The sequence below is a fragment of the Peterkaempfera griseoplana genome (genome assembly GCF_001418575.1).
Lineage (GTDB): Bacteria > Actinomycetota > Actinomycetes > Streptomycetales > Streptomycetaceae > Peterkaempfera > Peterkaempfera griseoplana.
In genome coordinates, this window is record NZ_LIQR01000575.1 from 1 (window position 1) to 1,094 (window position 1,094).

Below are 1,094 nucleotides of genomic sequence, written 5' to 3' on the forward strand. Positions count from 1 at the left end.
CCCCGAAGGCCCCCTCCCGTACGTCTCCGTCTGTCATGGATGCGCACCGCCGTGGGCGGTTGCACAGAGAGCAGGCTGCCATGCCCCGTCCCGGGCCCGGTTCCGCACGTCCCGCCCGAGCCTCCGACGGCCGGTCGTCCCAGCCTCCGAAGGACCGCACCCCGGAGGACCTGCCGGTCCGCCTGGCCCGCCTGGCCGATCTGCCGCCGGGGCCGGAGCGCGACCGGCTGCGCGAGCAGGTCATCTCCTCGCTGATGCCGATGGCCCGCCGCATGGCGCGCCGCTTCCGCAACCGTGGTGAGAGCGACGACGACCTGCTGCAGGTCGCCTCGGTGGGCCTGGTGAAGGCGGTGGACCGCTACGACCCGGCGCAGGGCCACGCCTTCGAGTCCTTCGCCGTGCCGACGATCATCGGCGAACTCAAGCGGCACTTCCGTGACCATGCCTGGGACCTGCATGTGCCGCGCCGAGTGCAGGAGGCGCGCAACCTCGTCCGGCGGGCCCAGCAGGAGCTGCTCCAGCCGCTGGGCGGCCGCAGCCCCACCGTCGCCGAGGTGGCCGACTACACGGGACTCCCCGAGGAGGACGTGATCCTCGGGCTGGAGGCCTACCAGGCCTACTCGGCGGTCTCCCTCGACGCCCCCGTACCGGGCCTGGAGGCGGGTTCGCTGGCCGACACCATGGGCAGCGAGGACCGCTTCCTGGACCTGGTGGTGGACCGCATCTCACTGCGGCCGCTGCTGGAGGAGCTTCCGGAGCGCGAACGGCGCATCCTCTTCCTGCGGTTCTTCCGCAGCATGACCCAGCACCAGATAGCCGACGTCGTCGGCGTCTCTCAGATGCATGTCTCCCGGCTGATCGCGCGGTCCTGCGCCACCCTGCGCAGCGGGATGGTCGCCGGGGTGTGAGCGTCCGCCCGCTGCGGAGTGCCGGGGGCGGCTGCTCAGCCGGCGGGGGTGCTGCCGTCGTCCGCTGTGCCTCCGTCGCCCGGGGTGGCGCTCGCGGTCGCGGGGGCGGACGGCTCAGCGGTCTCCGATGCCGTTGCGGAGGGGGTGACGGACGGGGACGGCGAGCCGGCGGAGGAGGACGGCGAC

1 protein-coding gene is annotated in these 1,094 nt (G+C 73.4%); it reads left to right on the forward strand.

Annotated features, from left to right (window positions below; all coding sequences use genetic code 11):
• The first annotated feature begins 80 nt into the window (after nt 1–80).
• Nucleotides 81–908 carry a SigB/SigF/SigG family RNA polymerase sigma factor gene (locus AOK09_RS33160; protein WP_175609379.1) on the forward strand — a complete coding sequence of 276 codons (828 nt, stop codon included), beginning with the start codon at nt 81–83 and terminating at the stop codon, nt 906–908.
• Nucleotides 909–1,094: the final 186 nt, after the last annotated feature.

Coding starts and splice junctions, on each gene's coding strand:
- AOK09_RS33160 (WP_175609379.1), top strand. CDS start 81: ATGCCCCGTCCCGGGCCCGGTTCCGCACGTCCCGCCCGAGCCTCCGAC.